Annotated in this window: 21 protein-coding genes; 9 read left to right on the forward strand and 12 right to left on the reverse strand. The window is 63.3% G+C overall.

Features of this window, described 5'->3' with window-relative positions; translation table 11 throughout:
* Positions 1 to 84: 84 nt before the first annotated feature.
* From BLW36_RS08355 to BLW36_RS08375, 5 genes are all read right to left on the reverse strand, one after another.
* A complete protein-coding gene (locus BLW36_RS08355; protein WP_091387211.1) occupies positions 85 to 636 on the reverse strand; it encodes a DUF4136 domain-containing protein in 552 nt (183 codons plus the stop codon).
* Between the two features lie 142 nt (positions 637 to 778).
* A complete protein-coding gene (locus BLW36_RS08360) occupies positions 779 to 1,327 on the reverse strand; it encodes a DUF4136 domain-containing protein (protein WP_091387212.1) in 549 nt (182 codons plus the stop codon).
* 25 nt (positions 1,328 to 1,352) lie between these two features.
* Positions 1,353 to 3,737, reverse strand: coding sequence for a PqiB family protein (locus BLW36_RS08365; RefSeq protein ID WP_091387214.1), 2,385 nt, complete (start codon positions 3,735 to 3,737; stop codon positions 1,353 to 1,355).
* The gene (locus BLW36_RS08370; protein WP_091388590.1) at positions 3,730 to 4,257 is read right to left on the reverse strand and encodes a paraquat-inducible protein A; all 528 of its coding nucleotides are present in this window, start codon (positions 4,255 to 4,257) and stop codon (positions 3,730 to 3,732) included. The genes BLW36_RS08365 and BLW36_RS08370 overlap by 8 nt, the downstream gene beginning before the upstream one ends.
* A gap of 137 nt (positions 4,258 to 4,394) precedes the next feature.
* On the reverse strand, positions 4,395 to 5,063 hold the full coding sequence (locus BLW36_RS08375; RefSeq protein WP_091387215.1) for a paraquat-inducible protein A: 669 nt from the start codon (positions 5,061 to 5,063) through the stop codon (positions 4,395 to 4,397).
* Between the two features lie 352 nt (positions 5,064 to 5,415).
* Between BLW36_RS08375 and BLW36_RS08380 the strand changes: the two genes are divergently transcribed.
* Complete coding sequence (locus BLW36_RS08380; RefSeq protein ID WP_091387217.1) at positions 5,416 to 6,918, forward strand: TolC family outer membrane protein; 1,503 nt, start codon at positions 5,416 to 5,418, stop codon at positions 6,916 to 6,918.
* 63 nt (positions 6,919 to 6,981) lie between these two features.
* On the opposite strand, the gene waaA is transcribed toward BLW36_RS08380, so the two are convergent.
* Positions 6,982 to 8,271: a lipid IV(A) 3-deoxy-D-manno-octulosonic acid transferase gene (gene waaA, locus BLW36_RS08385; protein WP_091387219.1), complete on the reverse strand. Its 1,290-nt coding sequence runs from the start codon at positions 8,269 to 8,271 to the stop codon at positions 6,982 to 6,984.
* A 168-nt stretch (positions 8,272 to 8,439) separates the two neighbouring features.
* Between waaA and BLW36_RS08390 the strand changes: the two genes are divergently transcribed.
* Positions 8,440 to 9,573: a glycosyltransferase family 4 protein gene (locus BLW36_RS08390; protein ID WP_244506227.1), complete on the forward strand. Its 1,134-nt coding sequence runs from the start codon at positions 8,440 to 8,442 to the stop codon at positions 9,571 to 9,573.
* Entirely contained in the window at positions 9,566 to 10,237 is a 672-nt protein-coding gene (locus BLW36_RS08395) for a YrbL family protein (RefSeq protein WP_091388592.1), read from the forward strand. The genes BLW36_RS08390 and BLW36_RS08395 overlap by 8 nt, the downstream gene beginning before the upstream one ends.
* 45 nt (positions 10,238 to 10,282) lie before the next feature.
* Here BLW36_RS08395 and BLW36_RS08400 read toward each other — a convergent pair whose 3' ends face one another.
* Positions 10,283 to 11,179: an ELM1/GtrOC1 family putative glycosyltransferase gene (locus BLW36_RS08400; RefSeq protein ID WP_244506197.1), complete on the reverse strand. Its 897-nt coding sequence runs from the start codon at positions 11,177 to 11,179 to the stop codon at positions 10,283 to 10,285.
* Positions 11,180 to 11,447: 268 nt separating this feature from the next.
* On the opposite strand from BLW36_RS08400, the gene BLW36_RS08405 reads away from it, so the two are divergent.
* Complete coding sequence (locus tag BLW36_RS08405; protein WP_091387226.1) at positions 11,448 to 12,779, forward strand: UDP-glucose dehydrogenase family protein; 1,332 nt, start codon at positions 11,448 to 11,450, stop codon at positions 12,777 to 12,779.
* 61 nt (positions 12,780 to 12,840) lie between these two features.
* Here the strand turns inward: BLW36_RS08405 and BLW36_RS08410 are convergent, their stop codons facing one another.
* From BLW36_RS08410 to tfpB, 4 genes are all read right to left on the reverse strand, one after another.
* Entirely contained in the window at positions 12,841 to 14,133 is a 1,293-nt protein-coding gene (locus BLW36_RS08410) for an O-antigen ligase family protein (RefSeq protein WP_091387228.1), read from the reverse strand.
* Positions 14,134 to 14,545: 412 nt separating this feature from the next.
* Positions 14,546 to 15,508 carry a branched-chain amino acid transaminase gene (locus tag BLW36_RS08415; RefSeq protein ID WP_091387229.1) on the reverse strand — a complete coding sequence of 321 codons (963 nt, stop codon included), beginning with the start codon at positions 15,506 to 15,508 and terminating at the stop codon, positions 14,546 to 14,548.
* Between the two features lie 59 nt (positions 15,509 to 15,567).
* Positions 15,568 to 18,420, reverse strand: a complete 2,853-nt coding sequence (gene glnE, locus BLW36_RS08420; protein WP_091387231.1) for a bifunctional [glutamate--ammonia ligase]-adenylyl-L-tyrosine phosphorylase/[glutamate--ammonia-ligase] adenylyltransferase — start codon at positions 18,418 to 18,420, stop codon at positions 15,568 to 15,570.
* Positions 18,421 to 18,526: 106 nt separating this feature from the next.
* Positions 18,527 to 20,302 carry a type IV pilus assembly ATPase TfpB gene (tfpB, locus tag BLW36_RS08425; RefSeq protein ID WP_091387233.1) on the reverse strand — a complete coding sequence of 592 codons (1,776 nt, stop codon included), beginning with the start codon at positions 20,300 to 20,302 and terminating at the stop codon, positions 18,527 to 18,529.
* 155 nt (positions 20,303 to 20,457) lie between these two features.
* Here tfpB and BLW36_RS08430 point away from each other — a divergent pair, with 155 nt between their 5' ends.
* The 3 genes from BLW36_RS08430 (at position 20,458) to BLW36_RS08440 (ending at position 23,322) form a co-directional block, all read left to right on the forward strand.
* Complete coding sequence (locus BLW36_RS08430) at positions 20,458 to 21,135, forward strand: TIGR00153 family protein (protein WP_091387235.1); 678 nt, start codon at positions 20,458 to 20,460, stop codon at positions 21,133 to 21,135.
* A gap of 11 nt (positions 21,136 to 21,146) precedes the next feature.
* Entirely contained in the window at positions 21,147 to 22,421 is a 1,275-nt protein-coding gene (locus BLW36_RS08435; protein ID WP_091387236.1) for an inorganic phosphate transporter, read from the forward strand.
* A gap of 103 nt (positions 22,422 to 22,524) precedes the next feature.
* Positions 22,525 to 23,322, forward strand: a complete 798-nt coding sequence (locus tag BLW36_RS08440; RefSeq protein ID WP_091387238.1) for a PhzF family phenazine biosynthesis protein — start codon at positions 22,525 to 22,527, stop codon at positions 23,320 to 23,322.
* A 3-nt stretch (positions 23,323 to 23,325) separates the two neighbouring features.
* On the opposite strand, the gene BLW36_RS08445 is transcribed toward BLW36_RS08440, so the two are convergent.
* A complete protein-coding gene (locus BLW36_RS08445) occupies positions 23,326 to 23,784 on the reverse strand; it encodes a DUF6314 family protein (RefSeq protein WP_091387239.1) in 459 nt (152 codons plus the stop codon).
* A gap of 18 nt (positions 23,785 to 23,802) precedes the next feature.
* Between BLW36_RS08445 and BLW36_RS08450 the strand changes: the two genes are divergently transcribed.
* Both BLW36_RS08450 and argE read left to right on the forward strand, forming a co-directional pair.
* Entirely contained in the window at positions 23,803 to 24,660 is an 858-nt protein-coding gene (locus BLW36_RS08450; protein WP_091387241.1) for a carboxylate/amino acid/amine transporter, read from the forward strand.
* Positions 24,660 to 25,823, forward strand: a complete 1,164-nt coding sequence (gene argE / locus BLW36_RS08455) for an acetylornithine deacetylase (protein WP_091387243.1) — start codon at positions 24,660 to 24,662, stop codon at positions 25,821 to 25,823. Before BLW36_RS08450 ends, argE begins: the two co-directional genes overlap by 1 nt.
* The last annotated feature ends 12 nt before the right edge of the window (positions 25,824 to 25,835 follow it).

The following is a 25,835-nucleotide window of genomic DNA, read 5'->3' on the forward strand; positions in this document are numbered from 1 at the left end:
GCCGACGGCTCGCACATCGGCGGCCGCAATGTCGAAGTCTGCTGACATTTGCCCAGCAGACTTCCATTTCTCAAACGCACCGAATCAGTGAGGTGGGAACCGGTTGAGCATTAACGCCAGCTCCTCCCGTATCCGCTGCTGGCTCTGCAGCGGATCGGCATAGCGCGCCGCCGCAGACGGCGTACTGGCGCGCCACAGCGGCGAACTCTGCGGCGACAGTACATCCAGTACCAGGTAACTTTCGCGATACTGGCGCACCTCGAGCGGCGCGCGCCAGCCCACGCCCCAGTAGCGGTAGCCACCGTAGAGGGCCAGACTGTCCTCGTAGACCACCACCTTTTCCACCGAGTTGAGCTGTAACCGCACGAGGAAATCAGCGCTGTCGGCAGTCTCCGCCGGCTGGTAGCGCATGCGCAACAGCCCTTCCAGCGCCTGGGTGGCACGCTTCATCTCCAGCGGCGAAACGGGACCGGTGGCGAGGGGATCGAGCAGGTAATAGGTCCGCAGGCTGCTGAAGTCCGCCTGCGGATCGTAATCCACGGCAACCGGCGGCACCGTCGCGCATCCGGCCAGTAACAAAACGATCAGGGCCAATAGTTGCAAACGCAAAACGTGGGCCCGCAAAATGGCAAGCATGCCTTTCTCCTACTGCTCAATTGCTGAAGAATCGGCATCCGTACCGATGTGGAAATTTGTCCGAACTAATTTTCAAGCGGCGCGAATATAATCCCGCCGGGCATTTTGAACCGGGTCATCTCACCGCACCAGGCCTACCGTGTCAGTAGGCCGCCGGCAGATCCCGCAACAGCTCGCGCACCGCGGTGCCAATTATACGCCGGCGCTCCTCTTCGCTCTCCGGCCGCGTCAGCAGCTTAGTGGCGCTGCCGCCCCAGATAGGAGCACCGTCGGCCCGCCCTATGCCCAGGGACAGGATCACCCGTGGCGCGCCGGTGCGCTCGGGCAGCTCCACTACCCCTTTTGTTGCATTGCTATCGAACTGGGCATCCCAAGTGGGGTCGGTCGGATCTCCCGAAAACTGCTCTTCGACGACCGCCACCTGGTAGTCGACCAGCATATCCGCGCGCGCGACCTCGTCCACCTCGCGATAGCCACGCGCCCGCAGCTCACCCGAAACCGCCGCACGCATTTCCTCATCCAGTTCCACCAGCTGCGCGGAAGCTTCCGGTACATCGCTGAGCGCCGCCTCACCCCAGGCATAGGTGGAAAAAGGCACCGGTGCCGCGCGCGGCTCGACGCGCTCTACCTGCATGTCCTGGCAACCGGCCAGTACCAATGTTGCGAACAGGCCAATCAGTGTCTTGCGCATAATTACTTCCCTTTTTTCCGTTACTTTATTTGGTCGGCTCGGCGGCTCCGCATATTTCTATTTTAGGGCTCCAGGTGAACCACTCGGGCTTCGACTCCGGGTAGAGCGGGTAATGACTGCCCGATTCCACTTCCAGCCCCATCTGCGGTGGCTCGGGTGTCGCAAAGGCGACGCCGCCCGCCAGCAGCGCCTGTGCGGACTCGGTATTGACCTGCAGACCGGTCTTCAGCCCGAAGTTCACTTCCATGCCGCTGGCATTCCAGAACACCGTATGTTCGCGCACCAGTGTGCGGTAGCAGGGCTCTATATGTACATAGATGTAAACCCGGTCCGCCAGTTCCCCCAGCGCAAAACCGGTAACTTCGCCCACCTGCACCTGGCGGTAGTAAACCGGGCTGCCCGGCACCAGCGACCCCCGTCGCGCCGCGTCGAGAATGACGGCGAGGCCTGGGCGAAGCATGGTGTCCGCCAGGTCTTCACGGGGCGGTTCCGGCAGAGCGGTGAACTCCGTTTGCACCGCGCCGCCGCCGGGCTCCAGTGCCAGGTAACGACCGGTGATCAGGGTGTCCACATTGGCGACCTTGCTGAGGCCGATTTGCGGTGACACTACCCAGATGCGCGTACCCTCGCGGGCGAAGTGCTCGCCGCGGTGAAACAGTTTGGCGGTCGCGCGCACGGCACTGATGTCTCGCTCCAGCCGCATGCGGGTGATCTCGCCTACCTGGATGCCGCGATAGCGCAGAGGCGCGCCGACCTTGAGTCCCTCGGCGTTGGCCAGCGTAACCTGGATCGCGATCCCCTCTTCCAGCGCCGCCTCGCGGCTACTGTACAGCGGAAAACGCTCGCCGTTGCTCGCCGGCGCCGCATTCTCGCGCGCCCGCGGGGGGCTGCCGAACGCGATCCCGCCCCTGAGCAGCGACAACAGTGAATCCGCTTCCACTTCAATTCCGCTCAGGCTGGCAGACGCACGCAGGCCGCTGATATTCCAGAAGCGGCTCTCCTTGTTGACCAGATGGGCATAGCGCGGCTCGATCACCACGTAAACCTCGACGCCATCGCCGCCCTTGCGCAGTTCCATGCCCTGTACCTTGCCGACCTCGATACGCCGGTAATAGACCGATGCGCCGCGCTGCAGGGAGCCGGTGTTGCGCGCCGTCAGGCGCAGGTGCAGACCGGGTGCGCGCGGATCCATTGGCGGCGCCGAGGCGCGCGCCTGGAAAGTACGCAGGGAGCGCTCACCGCGGCGCAGATCCACCTCGATGCGGTTGCCCTTGAGCAGATCGTTGAGACCGCCGGCAAATTCCAGCGTCGGAGGGGCCAGCCAGAAGCGCGTGTTTTCACTCAGCAGATCGTCGGTGATCGGGTCCATCAGCAGGCGCACTTCCATGCCGTCGATATTGCGGCTGGCCTTGACCGCGCTGACTTTACCCACCTGTATGCCCTGGTAATACACCTGGGTGCTGCCGGGCGTGACATTGACGCCGCGATCGAAATTCAGCGTGACAGAAATTCCGGCATCGGCAGCAGCAAAACTCTTGTACAGTTTGAATTCGGTGCCGTTGACCGCTAGCGGCGACTGCCGCTGTGCCTCCGGCGTATGGAAGCTGACCCCGCCGGCCACCAGTGCGGCCAGCGATTCCAGGTTCACGGTAATGCCACCGATACCGCCCTCCACCGAAATGCCGGAACTGTTCCAGAAACGGCTGCCGCGGTGCACCAGATGGGCGAATTCGCGGCGGATAAACAGATCTATCTCCACCTCTCGGTCGTCCTGGTCGAGACGATAATCCTCCACCTGGCCGACCCGCAGTTGCCGGTAGTAGACGGGCGAGCCACGGTTCAGCGACCCCAGTCGTGGCGACTTCAGAGTTACCCGCAGGCCGTCGCCACGTACAAACGCCGGCGGCCGGTCCAGCGCGACGAACTTGCGCTTGCGCCCACCGCTACCGGGTTCGAGGGCGATATAGTTGCCCGATACCAGGGTTTCCAGACCGCGCACACCGGTAATGGAAAACTCCGGCCTCACCACCCAGAAATCAGTGCCCTCCACCAGCAGGTGCTCGGCACTGCGATTGAAATCCACTTCGGCCAGGACGCCGTCGGCGCCATCCAGCTCCGGCGCCTTCGGCACCAGGCGAAAATCCCGCACGACGCCGATATCGACGCCGGAATACTTGACCACCGTCTTGCCTTCGATCAGACCATCACCGGAATGAAAGAGAATCGTGACCTTGATATCCCCCTGGGTGACATCCCGGTACAGCAGCCACACGGCGATCAGGGCCGCAATCAGTGGCAAAATCCACACCAGTGGTAGCCCGCGACTGCTGCGGACCACCCCGCGCTGCGGGCCTTCGTCTTCGAAGCTTGATTCCCGCGGGCGATTTTCTGGCGGAAGCTCGTCAGCCATTCCCCGCGGCTCCATGGTTGTTGTTAGTGGAATCCATGCCCCGCCGCCGGTCGTACACATCCCAGATCAAACGCGGATCGAAACTGCGCGCCGCCAGCATTGTTATCACCACCACAGTGGCAAAGGCCGTGCTGCCGGGCCCCGCAGCTACCTGGGCAACGGCTCCCATATCCACCAGCGCCACCAGGATCGAAATCATGAACAGATCCAGCAGCGACCAGCGACCGATACCGGAAACCACCCGATAGAGCACCATTGCCTGGCGCGGATTCAGCGGCAGCGGTAGCTGTATCTGTATCAACAACAGCGTCAGCCCCACCAGTTTCATCACCGGCACCGCGATGCTGGCGACAAAGACAATCAGCGCTATGCCCCACAGACCGGCGTGATACAGCTGCATCACGCCGCTGATTATCGTACTGGGTTCCCCGGAGGCCAGATAGATGACCGTCATCACCGGCAGCATATTGGCCGGCAGTAACAGCAGCGCGCCAGTAATGGTCAGCGCCCAGGTCAGCATCAGGCTGCCGTCGATACGACCGTGTACCCGGGCGCCACAGCGCGGACAGCGGCAGCGGCCGGCCGCGGGCAGTGCGACCAGCTGGTGACAGCAGAGGCAGCTGGTCAGCCCCTGCTGAAGCGCTTTCTGTGCGCGGTTCACGGCAATCCCCCCGCTGTGGCGGCACGCGTCCTGTGCGCGCGGCGCTGCGCCAAACGGTCCCAGACCGCGTGCGGATCAAAACTCAGAGTGGTCAGGTTCGCCACCAGCATCATGGCGACAAAACAGTAGAGACCGGGCTCTACCTCCATCTTGCCCAGATCGCTCATCTTGATCAGCGCCACCAGTATGCCGAGCATGTACACATCCAACATGCCCCACTCCTTCAGGTGCTGATACCAGCGCACCGCCGCGCCCACCGGACGGTCGAGGAATGCCCAGCCACTGCCCCAGCAGATAAAAGCCAACAACAGAAATTTTCCCAGCGGCGCCAGCACACTGCAGAACAGCACCAGGGTCGAGAGCCAGATATAGCCGGCATCAAACAAAGACATGACACCATTGAGCAGCGTGTTTTCGGCACCGATAGCAAAAATGGAAAAACGCAGCAGCGGCAGGGTCGCGGAAGGGATGAACAGCAGCAGCCCGGTCAGGCTCAGGGCCGCGGTGTAGCGGATACTGTTGTGCGCATTACGGTGCAGCGTGGCGTTACAGCGCGGGCACAGCAGTTTTTGACCGGGCGGTGCCAGCCTGCCGGTCAGCAGCAGATCACATTCGTGACAGGCACGCTGCCAGCGCGTCGGCGTCTTGTCTCGCCCGGGTTTCATTTGCGGAAGGAATCCTTGCCTTTTTCTGCACAATGTTTGCCGCATCCAAACAGGCTGCGGGCGCGTCTATTGAAATGTCGCGCTGAGGCCGCATCCATAGCCGCGGCATAAGAATGCTTGCCAGTAACCGCACATTCGCGTCGGTTTAACGAAGATATACCAAAAAGCCACAGTCGTCGCCTCGACGCTCCAGCTGGCCGCAGGTACACTCTCGCGACTGCTATTGGGGAGACTGGCAGCACTACTCACTTTAGGAGTTCAGAGGGGCCTCTTCGTTCACCGGACAGGGCTTTAGTCCCGAACTCGAAAGTAGAAGCTTTAAGACCGCACCCGCCACAGGAAGTTGAAAAAGATGAAAAGAAGTGATTGCAGCGAAACGCGAGGCCGCCACCTGCGCCCGCTGAAGACTCATATCCTCGCCGCGTTGAAGGCTCCGCTTGCCGCCGCAGTGCTGGGCCTGAGTGCAATGCAAGCCCAGGCAGATACCCTGTGGGAAATCTACCTGCAGGCACTGGATAACGACCAACAGCTGGCCGCCGACCGCGCCGCCTACCACGCCGGCCTGGAAGCCAAGAACCTGGGCCGCTCCGCGCTGCTGCCGCAGATCAACGGCAGTGCCGAAGCCAGCCGCACCCGCTCCGATTCTACCCAGTTCAGTTATACGTTTATCGCGGACACGGTTATCGCGACGCCGAACAGCACCGACTCCGACACGGACGAGCGTGTCTATTCCGCCCGCCTCGATCAGGCCATCTTCGACCTGCCGGCCTGGTTCGGCTACCAGCAGGGTAAAAAGGCCACCGATCAGGCCGTGGCTGAATTCAGCGCCAACCAGCAGGAAATGATGCTGCGTGTGGCCACCGCCTATTTCGATGTGCTGCGCGCCTACGACGTACTGGAAGCTGCCCGCGCGGAAGAGGAGGCCCTGGCCAAGCAGCTGGAACAGACTCAGCAGCGCTTCGAGGTCGGTCTTACCGCGATCACCGACGTCTACGATTCCCGGGCGGCCTACGACAACGCCGTCGCACGCAGGCTGACCGCACAGGACAACCTGCTGAGCAACTTCGATGCGCTGTCTGTACTCACTGGCACACACCACGATTCCGTCGCATCGCTAGCAGAAAACTTCAATGTTGCGCCGCCGGAGCCTGTAGAGCGCAGCGCCTGGGTGGACTTCGCGCTGGCAAACAACTTCGATCTCAAGGCCGCGCGCCTGGCCGCCGATGCGGCCCGCTATGGCGCCCGCGCCGCCGCCAGCGAGCATTTGCCGACCCTGACCGGCTCGCTGAGCTATCAGAAGTACTACCAGGATGGCGACGCCGACACCTCCGTACCGGGCGAGACTCCGCTCACCCTGCCGATCGACACAGATCGCGAGACCAAAATTGCCGCGCTGACATTGAACGTGCCGATCTATTCCGGCGGCCGTCTCAGCGCCAGCCGCCGCGAGGCGCGCAATCTCGCCTTCCAGGCCGAGGACCTGCGTAACCTGGCCGAGCGCAACACCGTGCAGAACACCCGCACCCTGCACCGCGCGGTGGTGACCGATGTTTCCCGCGTAGAAGCGCGCCAACAGGCGGTGATCTCCGCCCAGAGCGCACTGGCGGCGACCCAGGCTGGCTACGAAGTGGGCACACGCAATATCGTCGACGTACTGCTGGCGCAGCGCACGCTGTTTCAGTCCCAGACCGACTTCGCCAATGCCCTGTACGACTACATCCTGAATACGCTGAACCTGAAACGGGTAGCGGGCCTGCTGGCGCCGGACGACCTGCAGCAGCTGGAAGCCAAGCTGAACCCGGCACAGCCGATCACCCGGGTCGCCGAGGCCGTCGCCGTCCCTGCGTCCAAGTAATAGACTTGGGCATTTAATGCCCTGTTGTCACGGCAGGCGGGCAATACCCGCCTGCCGATTCCCTCAAAGGGCTTCGGCCAATCCCTCGATTTCACCCAACAGGCGCTGCAAGGCACCGCTGTTCTCTGCCGCTACGGCCCGACCCCGCTCACCAACCCTGTGGCGCCGACTGTCATTACCGAGCCACTCGGCGATCTGCGTCGCCAGCTCCTCGGCGTTTTCCACCACCGCCATACCGCCAGCGCCGCGCAGCAATTCTGCCACCGTGGCAAAGTTATGCAGGTGCGGACCGCACACGACCGGCACGCCCCAGGCGGCCGGCTCAATCATGTTGTGACCGCCCACCGGCACCAGGCTGCCACCGACAAATGCGGTATCGCAGGCGCCGTAAAAGCGCAGCAGCTCGCCCATGGTGTCGCCCAGCAATATCTGGTGCTCGGGGCGCGGTGGACCGCCGTCGCTGCGGCGCAGTAGTTTGTAACCGCGGTCGCGACACAGACGCGCGACGCTATCGAAGCGTTGCGGATGGCGCGGCACGAGTACCAGCAACAAGTCTGCAAACTTCTTACGCAACTGCGCGAAGGCGTCGAGAATGACTTCCTCTTCGCCGGCATGGGTGCTGGCCGCAAGCCAGACTTTACGCCCGGTCGCGCCGCGCCACTGGTGTGTCAGGGCCTGGGCCTCGCTCTCGAGGCCAAGGTCGATATGCAGATCGAATTTGATATTGCCGCTGGCGACGACCCGCTCAGGCGGCAGGCCGAGCTCGACGAAACGCTGGGCGTCGGCTGAATACTGGGCCACGACCCGGCTCAGATTGTCGAGCATCGGCCGGGTCAGGCGGGGAAAGCGTCCGTAGCCGCGCGCCGACTTCTCGCTGAGCCGCGCATTGGCCAGCAACGTGGGAATATTGCGCTCCGCACAGGTCGCCAGCAGGTTCGGCCACAGCTCCGTCTCGATGATCACCAGCATGTCCGGCCGCAGCGCATCGAGGAAGGGCGTCAGGCACTCGGGCAGGTCGTAGGGCAGGTAGTAGTGCAGCAGTCGCCCGCCGAGCAACGGCTGCAGCGCCGCGCGCACCCGTTCGGAACCGGTGGGTGTGGTGGTGGTTACCAACCACTGCCAGTGCGGATGCCGCGCGGCCAGCTGCTCGATCACCGGCACTGCCGCCAGCGTCTCGCCGACCGACACCGAATGCACCCAGATTAGCGGCGCGCGACTTGCCCGCACGGGGACGCGACCGATGCGCTCGCGCCAACGTTGGCGGTATTCCGGCTGTACCCGGCCGCGCCACCAGAGGCGCAACAGTATCAGCGGAATGGCGGCTCGAAATAACCAGGTATACAGAGTGCGCATCTATGGGTGTGATAAAGCTCAATCAGTCAGTTGCAGAGCCGTCGCCTGTACGGGATGCGGCTCCGCTGCCTATAATGGGCGCCCTGTCCGGCCGCCCGAGTCCGGGCCCATCATATCACCGACGGGATCATTTCCCCTTCTGCAATCGGAGTTGAGCCTTTGAAGGTAGTGCAACTGCTGCCCGCCTTGAATTCGGGCGGGGTTGAGCGCGGCACCGTGGATTTTGCCCGCGCGCTGGTAACCGCCGGACACGAATCCATCGTCATTTCCAGCGGCGGCCGTATGGTCGAACAGCTGCAGCGCGAAGGCACGCGGCATATTGCCATGCCGATCCACAAAAAATCCTTGTCCAGCCTGTTGCAGGTGCGCCCGCTGCGCAAACTGCTCGCGGAGCTGGATGCGGACATACTGCACGTGCGTTCACGCGTGCCCGCCTGGCTGACTTACCTGGCCTGGAAAAAGATGCCCGCAGCCAGCCGCCCTAGACTGGTCAGTACCGCGCACGGCCTCTATTCGATCAACCGCTACAGCGCCATCATGGCAAAGACCGAACAGGTCATCGCCATCTCCGAATGCGTGCGCGATTACCTGCTGCAAAATTACCCGCAGGATCTGCGCAGACCACCACAAATTGTCTACCGGGGCGTGGACACGCAGGAGTTTTATCCCGATCTGCCATTGCCGGCGGACTGGCTCGACAAAACCTGCACGGAATTCCCGCAGCTGCGCGGCAAGCGCTGGCTGCTGCTGCCCGGGCGCCTGACCCGCTGGAAAGGCCAGGAGGATTTCATCGACCTGATGGCGCGCCTGGCACAAGAATACGCGGACATTCACGGCGTTATCCTTGGCGGCAGCGAACCGAACAAGGCGCACTACGAAGAGGAACTGAAACAGCGGGTACGCGATCGCGGCATTGAGGATCGGGTGAGTTTTGTCGGCCACCGTGCGGATATCCGCTACTGGTACAAGCAGTCGGCCATGGTCTTCAATCTGTCCCAGCGCCCGGAGCCGTTCGGCCGCACCGTGATCGAAGCCGCGGCGATCGGGACGCCCCTGGTCGGTTACGATATCGGCGGTCCGGCGGAATCCCTGCGCGCCTGCTTCCCGCAGGGACTGGTGGACAAATCCGACCCGCAGGCACTCTACCAAACGGTGCGCAAACTGCTCGATGGCCCCGCGGCAAGATCCCGCCTGACAGAGGAATTCACCCTGGAAAAACAGGCGCGACACACCATCGAAATTTACCAGTCACTGCTGGCGGAAAGCGCAGCAAACGGCAGCGGGGAGCATGCGCGTGATTGACCTGAGTCACAGCGAGCCCTTCGCCAGCGGCGGCAACCGCTTCTGCTACCGCCACCCGGAAAACCCGCAACTCTGCGTCAAGGTGATGCGTCCGGGGCGCACCGCGGAACTGATCGGTCGCGCGCCCTGGTACAAACAGTGGCGCGGTGAAGAATATTTCGACGACAACCTGCGTGAGCTGGAAGGTTACTCACAGCGCTCACTGCAGCGCGACGACGCAGGCCTGTGGCGGCACCTGCCGCGCTGGTATGGAATACAGGAGACGAGCCTCGGGCCGGGTGCGGTCACCGATATGATCCTGGATGCGTCCGGCGCACCGGCCCCCACCCTGCGCCAGTACCTGAACAAGCACGGCCTCGATGCAGAGGTGCGCGCGGCACTGCAGCGTTTTGCCGACTGGCTGCTGCAATACAAGGTGCTGACCAAAAACCTGATTGCACACAATCTGGTGCTGCGCGAGGAACGCGGCCAGCTGGAACTCTACCTGATCGACGGCCTCGGCAGCGCCGCCTTCCTGCCGCTACCGGAAATTTCCGACTTCTTTGCCGAGCGCTATATCCAGCGGCGCATCGAGCGTATGTGGCTGCGTGTGGACTGGGAGATTTCCGACAAGAAAGTGCCGTGGCGCAAATTCGAGGCGCGCGGACTGAAGCGACAACGTTGATTTTGTTTGCGCGATACAAAAGTGGCAGCCAGCGACCGTCCCGAGTCAGGTAACCGGCAGGCCACACCGATGCAGCAGCGCCCGCGCACAGATCAGGTACTGGTTGAGCGGCTCGCGGGACAGCTCGAAGGGTGCGGCCACGTCGTCCACGCGGTCGGTGACCAGCCCCTGATCCACCAGCCGCTGTACCGCGGCGCGCACCTTGTTTGCCCGCCCCTTGCTCGAAGTGCGAATAATCCCTACCCGCGCCCGGCTCTGCAGCGATTCGAACACCATCGAAATGCTGTCCTCGGTGACCCATATCTGCTCCGCGGCGGCCATCTGTTCCTGCACCCAGCCCGGCGGGCAATCCTGCCAGTCGACCACCTGCGCAGCGGCCGCAGAAAACCGCGCGACGGTACCCGCCGGTGTGCGCCGGCTGTCCGACAGGTGCCAATCCAGCGGCGCCTCCAGCAGGCGCTCGACCTGCTGCTGAATGGATGTCGCGTCCCAATCGAAGTGCTTGCTGGGCCCGCCCAACAGGATCAGGCCGCGCCCCCGCTGCATCGCGTCCTGCGGCAGCGGCTCGGTGAGTGCACCCTGGCTCAAAATAACGTTCTGCAGCGGTGGCGGGCGGTCGTGCTCGGGCACTATGGCAAAATCAAACCAGCGGAACGGCAGCAGCGGCAGGTTGATGGCCACCGCGCGGCCGCCGTAGCGTCGGCGCGCCGCCAGCATCGGCAGGCGGCTGCGGCGGCCGGTACCGATCAGGAAGTCCGGCCGCGGCATGTCGCGCAATACTGCTGGCTCAGCGAACCACAACCGGGATGCAGTAATCGAGGCGGGAATATCGAAGCTCTCCACGGTTCCGGCAAAGCTGCCGCGCAGACCTTGCAGCAGCGCTGCACTCTGTTTCTCGTGGGCTCGATTTCCGTCGAGGAAACGCCAGACCGTCAAATGCAAGGGAAATAGCCTCAAACTATTGGCAAGGGCGGGAAGCATAGCCCAGCTTCGCCCCGCTGTTGAAGGCCCGGGGCGGCGCAGTATAATCCCCGGCCCCGCGAAAATGCCGCGCAGGCTCGCGGCACCGGCCCTGCAACACCAATCTCCCGCTGCCTATGAACGGTCCCCATTCCAGAATCTTTGCGAATATCGGGTACAATTCCGGCGGCTATGGCTATGGGCCGCGCCCATCGCCCTTATCCCTATCGACTGAAATTGAGACACGCGAATGAATGTAAGTGTATTTGGCACCGGCTACGTCGGCCTGGTTCAAGCTGCGGTACTGGCCGAGGCCGGCCACAAAGTGTTTTGTATCGATATCGATAAGGACAAGATCGAGGCGCTGAAGCAGGGCCAGGTACCGATTTACGAGCCGGGCCTGGAACCGCTGGTCGAGCGCAACCTCGCCACCGAGAACCTGCAGTTCACCACCGACGCCAAGACTGGTGTCGACCACGGTGAGATTATCTTTATCGCCGTGGGTACGCCGCCGGACGAGGACGGCTCCGCAGATCTGCGCCATGTGCTGACGGTTGCCAGAACCATCGCCGAGCATATGAGCGAGCCCAAGATCGTCGTCAATAAGTCGACCGTGCCCGTCGGCACCGCCGACAAGGTGCACGAGGCGATCGAGACCGAGCTGGGCAAGCGCGGCGCCAGGGACCTGACCTTCAACGTAGTCTCCAACCCGGAGTTCCTGAAGGAGGGCTCCGCCGTCGCCGACTGCATGCGCCCGGATCGCATTATCATCGGTACCGACAGCCAGGATGCGGAAGAAGCCCTGCGCCAGCTGTACGCACCGTTTAACCGCAACCACGAAAAGATCATGGCGATGGACGTGCGCAGCGCCGAGCTGGCCAAGTACGCGGCCAACTGCATGCTGGCGACCAAGATCAGCTTTATGAACGAGATGGCGGAAATCGCCGATCTTGTCGGCGCAGATATCGAACAGGTGCGCCAGGGCATCGGCTCCGATCCGCGCATCGGCTACCAGTTCATTTACGCCGGTATCGGCTACGGCGGTTCCTGCTTCCCGAAGGACGTCAAGGCACTGATCACCACCGCCGGCAAGCTGGGTATCGCCCCGGGCATCCTGACCTCGGTGGAAGAGCGCAACCAGCGGCAGAAGCACTACCTGCTCGACAAGATCACGGCGCACTTCGGCGAAGACCTGACCGGCAAGACCTTCGCGCTGTGGGGGCTCGCCTTCAAGCCCAATACCGACGATATGCGCGAAGCGCCGAGCCGTGTGCTGATGGAGCAATTGTGGGCGCGCGGGGCCAAGGTGCAGGCGTTCGACCCGCAGGCGATGGAGGAGTGCCAGCGCATTTACGGCGTGCGCGACGACCTGCAGCTGTGCGGCACCAAGGAGAGCGCCCTGGCCGGCGCCGACGCACTGATCATCGCCACCGAGTGGCAACAGTTCAAGGCGATCGACGTCGAGGCGGTGACCGGCGGCCTGAAGGCGCCGGTTATCTTCGACGGCCGCAACCTGTACGAGCCGAAGCAGCTGGCCCGCGCCGGCATCGACTACTACTGTGTCGGCCGCCCGCACGCGTAAGCCGGGCAGCAGCATAAAAAAGGGGCGCCGCTGGCGCCCCTTTTTTTATCGCGGAGTTCGCCTACCCAGCTGGTGGCCGGGCGAAATCCGCCCGCAGTATCTGGGTGGCCACACCGGCGCAGACCAGGCCAAAGACATAGCCGCCGCTGGCAAAAAACAGATACGATTCAAAACAGTTGATCACCAGCCAGTAGAGCATAAAGCAGAGGAAAAACAGCAGCAGATCCCCCGGCAATTCGCCCCGTCGCCACGTCTTTACACTGCCTACCAATAGCCAGCCGATCAACGCCAGCAGCAGCAGGCTGCCGAGCAGGCCGTTATTCACCTGCAGGTCCAGGTAACTGTTGTGCAGGTGCCCGAAGAGGTCCTTCAGATGCTGGGGCATGGTCTGCGATTGCTCAATCACCAGGCTGCGCCCCTTGCCGCCCCAGCCGAGCAGTGGGCGCTCCTGGATCCAGCCGAGCGACTCCACCCAGGTGCGCACGCGGATACCCGTACTGGTGAAAGGTGTGCCCTCAATATCCCCGGCCATCACCGCATCGATGGTGTCGCTTTCATAGTCGAGCCGCTCGACCACGATACCGCCAAACTTGGTCCCGAGCGCGACCAGCGCGGCGACCGCCAGGACACTGGCCGCCACCAGGCGGGGCCAGCTCTGCGCCCCGAAGCGGACAAAGGCGGTGCGCAGACCGGCGATGCCGAGAAACAGCACCGCCAGGCTGAGCCCCAGCCAAACCGCGCGGGTCTGGGAATACAGCACCGCCAACGCGCAGATGACCACCGCCGCCAGCCACAACAGTCCGACTAACGAAAAGGGTTTCACCGCGCGAAACAGCCGCGGTGCCAGCACGGCGAGGCCGAGCAGCGCCGTGCCGAACAACATCGCCGAGTGCTGGGCATTGTGCAGACCGAAATCGATCCGCTGACCGGCGGCGCCGGCCGCCCACTCGGCGAAGCCTTCGCCGACCACCCAGGGCGTCAGCAGCAGCGCCGTCAATGCCACCGTCCATAGCAGCAGCGTGTTGCGCACACTGCCGCCGAGCCAGCAGGCAATCGCCGCGAACGCGAACCAGTTGCCGAAGCGGTGCAGCTTCGGCGAGGACTCAGCCCACTCCGGATGCTGCAGCTTTATCGCGGCCCAGGACAGGATCTGAATCAGGATCGAGGCGGCGAACAGCCAGGCCACCGGCGAGCGGAGCAGCTGGCGACCGTGGCGAAACACGGCCCAGCCGGTGATCAGCACCAGCAGTATCTTCAGCGGACCGGCCTGGTCCTCGGCGAGAGGCCAGACCAAAGCGCCGAGCAGAATGACCAGGCAACCGAACAGCTGCAGAGAGGGGGAGACATCCAGCAAGCGGTTCCGCTGCCAGACTGGGCGCTCCGCATGGAGCAGCCTTCCCGAAATACCACCTAGAGAAAACAAATCCCGCTCCCGTAATTCGAAGTCGCTGACAAGCCGGACAGATTGCCGGCCGCACGATATCCCGCCGCGCAGTTTTTACCTTTATGCACCGGCGGGCTCAGCCCGTTGATATTCTTTATTCCTCCCTGACGTCCGGCACCGCCACGGCCAGCTGCAAACCCGGAGGCTCCTGCTGCGCTATGCATGGCGGTGGCAAACTAAAAAGCCATCCCGCGACTGCCGTATCGCCGGCAGTCGCAGGATGGCTATTCTACGAGAAGTTGATCGGCGGCTCTAGCGACGGCCGGGACGGTGCGAGCACTCGCACACCCCCGGGGCAAAGCTGAGGCCCGGACGCTGGTGGCTAGACAGCCGCCAGGCGGCCCGCCTCACCCAGGCCGGAATCAGAGACATCGCTCAACCAGCCCAGGTGGGCCTGGCTGCGGCCCTGCACGACATCGAAGTACAGGCCCTGCAGGCGCTTGGTGATGGGACCGCGGCGGCCGGCACCGATGGTGCGGCCATCGAGCATGCGGATTGGCAACACTTCTGCCGCGGTACCGGTAAAGAAGGCCTCGTCGGCGATATAGACCTCATCGCGGGTGATGCGCTTCTCCACCACCTGGTAGCCGCACTCCCGCGCCAGCTCGATCACGGTGTTGCGGGTGATACCGTCCAGGCAGGACGTCAGTTCCGGCGTGTAGAGGACGCCGTCGCTGACGATAAAGATGTTCTCGCCACTGCCCTCGGCCACATAGCCCTCCGGATCCAGCAGCAGCGCCTCTTCGCAGCCGTTGCGGATCGCCTCCTGCAGCGCCAGCATCGAGTTGATGTAGTTGCCGTTGGCCTTGGCCTTGCACATGCTGATGTTGACGTGGTGACGGGTATACGACGAGGTATTCACCTTGATGCCCAGCTCGCGCGCCTCCGGCGACATGTAGCTCGGCCACTCCCAGGCGGCGACGATTACGTGGGCTTGCAGCGCATCGGCGCGCAAGCCCATGCCCTCTGAGCCGTAAAACACCATCGGCCGCAGATAGGCCTCGTGCAGGTTGTTCTCGCGCACCACCAGCTTCTGCGCCTCATTGAGCTGCTCGGCGTCATAGGGCATGGACATGTTCATGATTTTGGCGGAGCGGAACAGCCGCCGGGTGTGGTCTTGCAGCCGGAAGATGCTGGTGCCGCTCTCTGTCTCGTAGGCACGCACCCCCTCGAAGACACCCATGCCGTAGTGCAGGGTGTGCGTCAGCACGTGAATGCGCGCATCGCGCCAGGGAACCAGCTCGCCGTCAAACCAGATAACGCCGTCGCGGTCGGCAAAAGACATGGAAAACTCCTACAGATCCTGAAAAACAGTTTAAATCGGGCAGCGCCCATGCGCCGGCGTCAGCCGAGCAATTGCTGCCAGTTTGTTAGAACGGTCTTTCTTTCCGCTGTGAATTGGTCACCGTTAACAACTCCCGGCAATTGTTGTAATGCCAGGCGATGACCTTCAGATCGGTAGGCTTTGTAGGCGTCGATCAGATGCTCGGCTTGGTAGGCCGGCATCAGGCCTGCGTCTGTGAGACTTTCGAGAATGCGAATATTGTCGGTGTAACGCACGATCGAAGGCGCTTTTTGCGCCCAGGCCAGTGCTGCATATTGAACCATAAATTCAATATCGACAATACCGCCCGGCCCGTGCTTCAGGTCGAAGTTTTTATCATTGCTCTTATCCAGGTGCGCGCGCATTTTATCGCGCATCGCGACCACTTCCTCGCGCAATTTTTTCTCGTCGCGCGCCTCGCAAAGCAATTGCAGGCGCAACTGTTCGAAGTCTGCGCAGAGCCGCGCACTGCCGGCCACCGGCCGCGCGCGCACCAGCGCCTGGTGCTCCCAGGTCCAGGCGCTCTCGCGCTGGTACTTCTCGAATGCCGACGTGGATGTCACCAGCAGACCCGAGTTGCCGGACGGGCGCAGCCGCGTATCCACTTCGTACAGCGGGCCACTCAGGGTGCGGGTCTGCAGGATGTGGATCAGCCGCTGCGCCAGACGGGTATAGAAGCGGAGGTTGTCGATGCTGGTGGCGCCGTCGGTGTTCTGCTGCGGATCGGCGTCGTGCACGAAGACGATATCCAGGTCCGAACCGTGTCCCAGCTCCAGGCCGCCGAGCTTGCCGTAGGCGATGATGGCAAACCGCATATCCTCCGCGGAGGCGCCCGCCGGCAGTCCGTATTTTTCCACCACCTGCACCCAGGCCAGCTGCAGCGACTGCTGCAATATCGCCTCCGCCAGCCAGGTCAGGGCATCGCTGACCTTCATCAGCGGCAGCACACCGCTGACCTCCTGCGCGGCCGTGCGCAGACTCTGGCTCTGCTTGAAGTGGCGCAGCGCTTCCATCTGCGCCTCCAGGTCATCCGGATCGACGCGCAACATCTCGCGACGCAACTCGTCGGCGATGTCCGCCGCGGAGGATGGCGCCAGCAGGCGGCGGGAGTCCAGCAGCTCGTCCAGCAGAATCGGATGGCGCGCCAGCTGCTCGGCAATCCAGGGGCTGGCACTGCACAGGCGCAACAGCTGACTGAGCACCGGCGGGTTCTCGTTGATCAGCACCAGGTAGGCGCTGCGGCGCAGCACCGAACGCACCAGTGGCAGCACCCGCGTCAGCGCCAGCAGCGGCTCCCGCTCGAGACTCGCGGCGGCCAGCAGCAGCGGCATTGTCTGATCCAGGCGTTCGCGCGCCGCGGTGGGCAGCGCGGCGACCATCGGTGCTGCGCGCAGATCCGCCAGCAGGTCCAGCGCTTCCCGGGCCGGTGCATAGCCGGCCTGTTCCAGCGTGTGCAGGTTAGTCTCGGCACTGGCGTCATCGGCGCTGCTGAGCCAGAGCCCCTGCCACTCTTCCGCCGCGCTGGGTTCGGCAATCTCTTCCGGCGGCGCGATGACCGCGTCAAATTCGCTCTCGATGGCCGCGCGCGCCTCGGCCAGCTCTGCGTGCAGCTGCTCCCAGCTGTCGCGACCGAGCGCAAACGCCAGCTTCTGCCGGCGCTCATCCTCCGACGGCAGCGTCTGCGTCTGCTGATCGCGCTCCGCCTGCAGTGCGTGCTCCACGCGGCGCAGCAGCAGATAGGCGGCGGACAACTGCGCGGCGGCGCCTGCCTGCAGGTGGCCGTCCTGCTCCAGCAGCGGCAACAGCTTCAATAGGTTACGCTCGCGCAGCGCCGGCTCGCGGCCGCCGCGGATCAGCTGAAACGCTTGGGCGATAAATTCCACCTCGCGGATACCGCCGCGCCCGAGCTTGATATTGTCGCTGAGGCCGCGGGCGCGCACCTGGCGCTGGATCAGCGCCTTCATCTCGCGCAGCGCGTCGATGGCGCTGAAGTCAATATAGCGGCGATAGGTGAACGGGCGCAGCAGTTCCATCAACTCGTCGGCGACAGCCCCGTCACCGGCCACCGGCCGCGCCTTGACCATCGCAAAGCGCTCCCACTCGCGCCCTTGGGTCTGGTAGTAATCCTCCAGCGCGGCGAAATGGCTGACCAATGGCCCGCTGTCCCCGTAAGGGCGCAGACGCATATCGACACGGAACACGAAGCCCTCGGCGGTCATCGCATCCAGGGATTTGATCAGGCGCTGACCGAGGCGCTGGAAAAACTTCTGGTTCTCGATGCTCTGGTCGCCGTCGGTCTCACCGGGCTCCGGGTAGGCAAAAATCAGGTCGATATCCGATGACAGATTCAGCTCCCGGGCACCCAGCTTGCCCATGCCCAAAACCACCAGCGACTGGGCATTGCCGTCGCCGTCGCGCGGTTCGCCGTAACGCGCCACCAGCTGGCGGTGATGCCAGTCCAATGCGACCTGTATACACAGCTCGGCCAGTTCGGTGAGGCGCAGGCAGACCCGCGGGATATCCCACTGACCGGCGAAGTCGCGCCAGATAACCTCGGCGGTAGCGCGGTTGCGCACTTGACGCAAGCGGCGGTCCAGCGCCTGTTCATCGCCGATTGAATCGACCGCGATAGTCTCGAGCCCCAGGTCCGCACTCTGCAGCAGATCCATCAACAGCTGCGGCTGGCGGCAACACTGCTGGTAGAGGAAGTCGGAGCCGACGAAGCTGCGCGCCACTGCCAGCTGTAAGGATTCATCCTTTAACAGCACTTCTGTTTTTGCAGCGAGTTCCTCATCCGCGGCGTCGCGCCAGTGGCTCCACTGGTCTTCGAGCTGTGAAAGAAATTCTGCTGGGCAGCTTTTGAATAGAGGCATTTTCGACTTCCTATCGCGGCCACCGGCCGCTCCTACAGGGGCAAAGAATAGCGAAGCTCACTGCGAAGGCCCTGATGCCGGGGTTTCCTATTGGTCCCCGGACGCCCTAGAAGGCTATATCCGGCGGCGGTGCCACTCGCAGCACCTCGGCCACGGTAGTGATACCGGCGGCCACTTTCCTGGCTCCGGACAGGCGCAGGCTGTTCATACCCTCGCGCATCGCCTGACGGCGCAGCTGCTGCAGGTCGCAATCGGCGGTGATCTGGGCCTGGATCGTTTCGGTGAACGGCAGTATCTCGTAAATGCCCTGGCGGCCGCGATAACCCGTATTGCGGCATTCCAGACAGCCCTCCGGGCGATAGACGGTCTCCGGCATCGGCGCCTTCCACGGGCGCACCAGCGCCTGCCAGTCCTCCTCACTGACCTTGTCCTTGCACTTGCACGCCGGACACAGGGTGCGCACCAGGCGCTGGGCCATCACCCCCAGCACCGTGGATTTCAGCAGATAGTGGGGCAGCCCCAGGTCCAGCAGGCGGGTCACCGCCGTCGGCGCATCGTTGGTATGCAGGGTGGAGATCACCAGATGGCCGGTCAGCGCGGCCTGCACCGCCATCTGCGCCGTTTCCAGATCGCGGATCTCGCCCACCATGATGATGTCCGGGTCCTGGCGCATCAGGGTGCGGATGCCGGCGGCGAAATCGAGGCCGATGGCGTGGTGCACCTGGGTCTGGTTGAAGCTCTCCTCCACCATCTCGATCGGATCCTCGATGGTAGACACGTTGACTTCGCTGGTGGCCAGCTGCTTGAGGCCGGTATACAGGGTGGTCGTCTTGCCCGAGCCGGTGGGCCCGGTGACCAGCACTATGCCGTTCGGGCGCGACAGCATCGTCTGCCAGCGGGCCAGGTCATCGCCACCGAGGCCAAGGTCGCTGTAGGAGCGCGCCAGCACTTCCGGATCGAAGATGCGCATGACCAGCTTCTCGCCGAAGGCGGTCGGCAGCGTCGACAGGCGCAGCTCCACCTCACTGCCATCCGGGCGCTTGGTCTTGATGCGGCCATCCTGGGGTTTGCGCTTCTCCGCCACATTCATACGACCGAGAATTTTCAGGCGGCTGGTGACCGCGGCGTTGACCTGGTCCGGCAGCTCGTGGATCGGGTGCAGCACGCCGTCGATACGGAAGCGGATGCGCCCGACGTTGCGGCGGGGCTCAATATGGATATCGCTGGCGCGCTGATCGAAGGCGTGCTGCAGCAGCCAGTCGACAATATTGACGATGTGCTGATCGTCCGCATCCGGATCCTTGAGCTTGCCCAGCTCCAGCAGCTGCTCGAAGTTGCCGGCGGCGGAGCTGCCCTTCAGGCCGCTGGCGCCGGAGATGGAACTGGCGAGGGAATAGAACTCGACACAGTAGCGCCGTATCTCCGCCGGATCCGCCACCACCCGCTGCACGGTGCGGCCGCTGGTGTGCTCCAGCTGCTCCTCCCAGCCGCTGGTATAGGGCTGGGCCGTGGCCACCAGCAGCATCTCCTTGTTCGCCTCCACACACAGAATCTGGTGGCGCTTGGCGAACTGGAAACTCATAACCTCGGTCACCGCGGCCACATTCACCTTGAGCGGATCGATATGGTAGATGCCGTGGGAGGAGGTATCCGCCAGCCACTGGGTCAGGGTGTCGGCATCCAGCGCCTTGCCCGGGCGCTTCAGGTTATCCAGCTCACAGCTGGCGATATAGGTCAGCGGGTGCATCTGCGCCTGCTCGGCGGTGCGCGGGGTGCCGATCAGGCGGTTGGCGTCGATGCGGCTGACATAGCCCTGCGCGACCAGATCCTCCAGTATCCCGGGTAAATCCAGCATTCTGTCTGCCACTTTGCTCACTGCCATCGGCGAAGCCCCATCATCTATTCTTTTGGTGTCGACGGCGCATTGTAGCTCTATCGGCGCGCGGCGACAGCGCACTCTACCCGCCCGATTACCGAATTTATCGTGACTTGGGGTACCATGCCGGCCACTTCGCACCCAGAGTAACGGAGCTAACCATGCCCCTGACCAATATCGCCAACCTGTTTGGCCGCTCGCCGATCAAACCGATCGAGAAGCATATGGCTACGGCTCACGAGGCCTCCGCCGATCTGATTCCCTTCTTCGAAGCCCTGATGGGGGGTGATCTCGCAGAGGCGGAAAAGATTCAGCTGCGCATCTCCGCCAGCGAGAACCGCGCCGACGACATCAAAAAGGACCTGCGCCTGCACCTGCCGGACAGCCTGTTCATGCCGGTGTCCCGCACCGATTTGCTGCAACTGCTGCACGCCCAGGACGAAGTGGCCAATACCGCCCAGGATATCGCCGGCCTGGCGATCGGCCGCAAGATGCAGATTCCGCAGACCCTGCAGCCGATGATGAAGACCTTTGTCGACAGCGCCGTGGCCGCCTCCGAGCAAGCCCTGCGTGCGATCAACGAACTGGACGAGCTGCTGGAGAGCGGCTTCGCCGGTCGCGAGGTGGATATCACCAAGCGCATGACCGAGGAGCTGGACGACCTGGAACGCAAGTCTGACAAGCTGGAGGTCGAGATACGCGCGGCACTGTTCGCAATAGAGAAAGACCTGCCGCCGGTGGACGTGATGTTCCTCTACCGGATTATTGAGTGGGTCGGCGACCTGGCCGACCGTGCCCACAGCGTGGGCAACCGCTTACAGCTGTTGCTGGCACGCTAAGGGGGTGCACCGTGGAAATTCTCAGTCAATACGGCACTATCCTGCTGATTCTGGCCTGCGCGTTCGGCTTCTTTATGGCTTGGGGCGTGGGCGCCAACGATGTCGCCAATGCCATGGGCACCTCGGTGGGCTCGCGCGCACTGACCATCAAGCAGGCGATTATTATCGCCATGATCTTCGAGTTCGCCGGTGCCTACCTGGCCGGCGGTGAAGTGACGGCGACGATCCGCAAGGGCATCATCGATTCGGAACTGTTCGTCGATCAGCCACAACTGCTGGTGTACGGCATGCTGTCAGCGCTGCTGGCCGCGGGTACCTGGCTGATGATCGCCAGTATCCTCGGCTGGCCGGTCTCCACCACTCACTCCATCGTCGGCGCCATCGTCGGCTTCTCCGCCGTGGGCATTTCCGTCGACGCGGTATCCTGGGGCAAGGTTGGCAGCATCGTCGCCAGCTGGGTGGTATCCCCGGTGCTCGCCGGCACCATCTCGTTTCTGCTGTTCCGCAGCGTACAGCGGCTGATCCTGAATACTGAAGACCCATTCACCAACGCCAAGCGCTACATCCCCTTCTATATGTTTGCGGTGGGCTGGATGATCGCCATGGTCACCCTGACCAAGGGCCTCAAGCACGTACTGAAAGACGCCGACATCAAGCTGAACTTCCTGCAGGACGCGGGCATCGCCGCGCTGGCGGGCCTGGTGGTGATGGCTGTCGGCATGGTGATGCTGAAACGCATCAAGCGCGACCCGGCACGCGAGAAGGACAACCGCTTTGCCAATGTGGAGCGGGTCTTTGCGATCCTGATGATCTTCACCGCCTGCGCCATGGCCTTCGCCCACGGCTCCAACGATGTGGCCAACGCGGTCGGCCCGCTGGCAGCGGTGGTCAATACCATCCAGAGCGGCGCCGTAGTCGCCAAAGCCACCATGCCATCGTGGATTCTGTTGCTCGGGGGCGCGGGTATCGTCGTCGGTCTCGCCACCTACGGCTTCAAGGTGATGGCCACCATCGGCAGAAAGATTACCGAGCTGACCCCGAGCCGCGGCTTCGCCGCCGAACTGGGCGCCGCCGCTACCGTGGTACTGGCGTCGGGTACCGGCCTGCCGATTTCCACCACCCACACCCTGGTGGGCGCCGTGCTGGGCGTGGGTCTGGCACGCGGCATCGGCGCGCTGAACATGCGCATGATCACCACAATCGCGGCGTCCTGGGTCGTCACCCTGCCCGCCGGCGCCGGCCTGGCGATTGTGTTCTTCTTTTTCTTCAAGGGCGTTTTTGGTTAAGAGTCGGCTAGCCGCCGGGCGACCGCTCTGATAAAAAGGGGAAGCGCTGAGCGCTTCCCCTTTTTTATTGCCCGACCAATGCCTCCGGAGAAAAGGATTTTCCATGCAATTGCCGATCTATCAGGCCGACGCCTTCACCTCTTCCCTGTTTGGCGGCAATCCCGCCGCCCTGATACCGCTGCAGCAATGGCTGGCGGACGACCTGCTGCAATCCATCGCCGCGGAGAACAACCTCGCCGAGACCGCCTTTACCGTGCCGGCCGTGGACGGTTTCGAGCTGCGCTGGTTTACGCCGACGGCGGAGGTGCCGCTGTGCGGCCACGCCACCCTCGCCAGTGCCCACCTGCTGTGGACGGAACTGGGTTACCAGTCCGAGCTGCTCCGTTTCTTTACCAAGAGTGGCGAGCTACGCGTGCGCCGCACCGGCGAATTGATCCAGATGGACTTCCCGGCGCAAGCGCCGGCGGAGATCCCGCTGGGGCCGGAATATCGCGCCGCGTTGGGCGTGGAGCCACTGCGCGCGCTGGCCTGCGCCGGCAACCGCGACATGATGCTGCTGGAGTTCAGCGACGCCGCGCAGGTGGCCGCACTGCAACCGGATATGCGCGCTGTTGCCGCGCTGCCGTACCGGGGCGTCATCTGCACCGCCGCCGGCGATGGATTCGACTGCGATTTCGTCAGTCGCTTTTTCGCGCCGGCCATCGGTATCGACGAGGACCCGGTGACCGGCTCGGCGCACACGCTGCTGACACCATTCTGGGCGGAAAAACTCGACAAGCCGGACCTGAGCGCGCGGCAGATTTCCCCGCGCGGTGGCGAGCTGGAGTGCGAATTGGTCGGTGAACGGGTACTGATGCGCGGCCGCGCGGTGACCTACCTGCGCGGCCAGATCTCGCTGTAGCCATCACCAGTAGTGGTAGTGGAGCCGCTCGTTTTTGCGCGGTCCGTGAATCTGCCAGATCAGTTCGATCTCGTTAGCGTGCAGCAGCAGTTCGGCGGTGTATTCGTCGGCGCCGCAGAGATGCGGCGCAACCTGGCGAAAGCCGTGCGCCGTCACCGGCTGTAGCTCGAACAGCAACACCGGCTCCGCACGGCGCAGATGTTCGAGCCGCACAGAATCCGGCAACAGTGTCCAGCGGTAGCGATTGCGCATGTCCATCTCGCGCCCGTCGCTATGAGTAAAATGCGCGGACTCGAGGAACAGCAGCTGCTGCCCGTTGTCCGCCAACTCGACAGTACCGCGCGCGTGGCCGCGCCAATCGGTGGTGGAGCCGGGGCCGTTGCTGGCGGTGAAACTGAACGCCGTAACCCTGGCCAGCCGGCACCACAGCTGGGTCAGCGCTTTCGCATGATTATCTGTCACTGAACAACCATTGTATCAATGCCGTTACTGATATTTGTCACCATTCTCTGGGCCTTTTCCTTCAGCCTGATCGGAGTCTATCTGGCCGGCCAGGTGGACAGCTATTTTTCCGTGCTGACCCGGGTGCTGCTCGCCGCGCTGGTATTTCTGCCGCTGCTGCAATGGCGCCGCAGCAGCCTACGCACTGCCCTGACACTGATGGCGATCGGCGCGGTGCAGCTGGGCCTGATGTATCTGTTTTACTACCATTCGTTCCTGCTGCTCAGCGTGCCGGAAGTACTGCTGTTCACCATTTTCACCCCGGTGTATATCTCCCTGCTCTACGACCTGCTGGCCGGGCGTTTCTCGCCCTGGAATCTGTTTATCGCCGCACTGGCAGTAGTCGGCGCGGCGATCATCCGCTGGGACGACCTGGATGGCAGCTACTGGGCCGGCTTCGCCGTTGTACAGGGCGCCAACCTCTGCTTCGCGATCGGCCAGGTCGCCTACAAACAGTTTATGACCCGGGAGCAGGCGCTGCCGGCGCGCCAGACCTTCGGCTGGTTTTTTCTAGGCGCCGCGCTGGTGGCCACTGTCGCCTGGCTGCTGCTCGGCGGGCCGCAGTATCCGCAGACGGCGCTGCAATGGGGTGTACTGCTGTGGTTGGGACTGGTGGCGTCGGGCGTCGGCTACTTCCTGTGGAACAAGGGCGCGACCCAGGTATCAGCCGGCACGCTCGCGGCCATGAACAATGCGCTGATTCCCGCCGGGCTGGTGGTGAATCTGTTAATCTGGAATCGCGATGCGAATCTCGCCAGACTCGCCTTAGGTGGGGCCATTATCGCCGCGGCGGTTGTCGCGAACGAGTGGCGCAACAAGCAAAAGGGAAATAACTGATGGCAAGCACCGCCGTACCGAACCTGAAACAACAGCTGCAGCAGCTGGTCGCCAGCCCCAGTGTCAGCGCGACCGATCCCAAGCTGGATATGGGCAACCGCGGCGTCGTGGAACTCCTCGCCGCCTGGCTGGAGACACTCGGATTTGCCGTCGAGCTGATGCCAATCGAAGGGCAGCCGAACAAGGCCAACATGATCGCCACGCTCGCCGGTAGTGGCAGCGGTGACGGCGGCCTGGTGTTGGCAGGGCACACGGACACAGTACCCTTCGACGCGGGACGCTGGCAGTCGGACCCGTTCAAGCTGGAGGAGCGGGACAACCGCTTCTACGGGCTCGGCACCACCGACATGAAGGGATTCTTTCCCATCGCCATTGAAGCGGCCAAAACGTTCATCGATAAACCACTGCAACAGCCGCTGATCATCCTCGCCACTGCGGACGAGGAATCCTCGATGTCCGGCGCCCGCGCGCTGGTGAAAGCGGGCCGCCCGCACGCGCGCTACGCCGTCATCGGCGAACCTACCGGACTCAAGCCGATCCATATGCACAAGGGGATAATGATGGAGGCTGTGCGCATCACCGGGCAGTCCGGCCACTCATCCAATCCCGCCCTGGGCGCCAATGCACTGGAGGCGATGCACACCGCCATCGGTGAATTGCTGAAGCTGCGTGCGGAATGGCAGCAGCGCTACAACAACCCGGGATTTGCGGTTCCGGTACCGACCCTGAACCTCGGCTGTGTTCACGGCGGCGACAACCCCAACCGCATCTGCGGTTTTGCCGAACTGCAGTTCGATATACGCGTGCTGCCCGGCATGCCGGTCGAGGAACTGCGCAGCGAGCTGGACCGGCGCCTGCAAGCCTGTGTAGAGAATAAAAAAATCCGCCTCGAACATGTACCGCTGATTCTCGGCGTCGACGCTTTCGATCAGGACACCAATTCGGAACTGGTGAAGACTGCGGAAAAACTCACCGGCCACAGTGCCGAGTCCGTCGCCTTCACCACCGAGGCTCCCTTTTACAAGAACATGGGCATGGACACCGTCGTGCTCGGCCCCGGTGATATCGATCAGGCGCACCAGCCGGATGAATATCTAGGCCTGGAACGGATCGATCCGATGGTGGACGTGCTGCGGGGACTGATCGCGAAGTTCTGCGGCTAACGCGTCTCTCGC

The organism is Microbulbifer marinus (genome assembly GCF_900107725.1).
GTDB classification, from domain to species: domain Bacteria; phylum Pseudomonadota; class Gammaproteobacteria; order Pseudomonadales; family Cellvibrionaceae; genus Microbulbifer; species Microbulbifer marinus.